Source organism: Tsukamurella asaccharolytica, from assembly GCF_007858435.1.
Classification (GTDB): domain Bacteria; phylum Actinomycetota; class Actinomycetes; order Mycobacteriales; family Mycobacteriaceae; genus Tsukamurella; species Tsukamurella asaccharolytica.
In genome coordinates, this window is the sequence record NZ_VIGW01000043.1 from 1 (window position 1) to 664 (window position 664).

Genomic DNA, 664 nt, shown 5'->3' on the forward strand with positions numbered 1-664 from the left:
TATTGCTGCCCTGCTTGTGACCAGATTCCTAATTGACGGAACATCCCTTCCATACCGAAAGTTCGTGATTCATCCACAAGAATAGGAACCACACGCTTCCCAATCACTTTATCTTTCACAATGGTATTGAGGATACGAACGAAACTCATCGTTGTGGAGATTTCACGCCCCTCAGCCGTCGCCTCTAATTGCGCCTTAAATGCCTCTAACTTCGGCACCGTCAATTTCTCTTTGGCTTGAACGCGACGCGAAGGAACATAACCACCTAATGCACGGCGACGCTCATGGAGATACTCAAGCTCTGGACTTCCTTCAGGAGGTCTAATAAAGTTGAGCGCTTCAAGATCCTCATCTGAGATCGGCACTTCAAATCGGTCACGGAAACGACGCAATGACTCAAGGCTAATTGATTTTTGTTGATGGGCAACGTTTTGCGCTTCCCCATCTTGCCCCATTCCATAGCCTTTAATTGTTTTAACTAAAATAACGGTTGGTTTTCCTTCCGTCTTCACAGCCGCATCATAAGCAGCATAGACCTTATTCTCATCATGCCCACCACGATTCAAGCGCCATACATCATTATCAGACATATGTGCCACCATCGCTTTAAGCTCTGGACTGTTGAAGAAATGCTCACGCACATAGGCGCCATCACGAGATTTAT

1 pseudogene is annotated in these 664 nt (G+C 46.2%); it reads right to left on the reverse strand.

The annotated features are described in order from the left end of the window. Nucleotides 1-664: pseudogene (locus FK529_RS20870) on the reverse strand (pyruvate dehydrogenase (acetyl-transferring), homodimeric type); the annotation flags it as partial.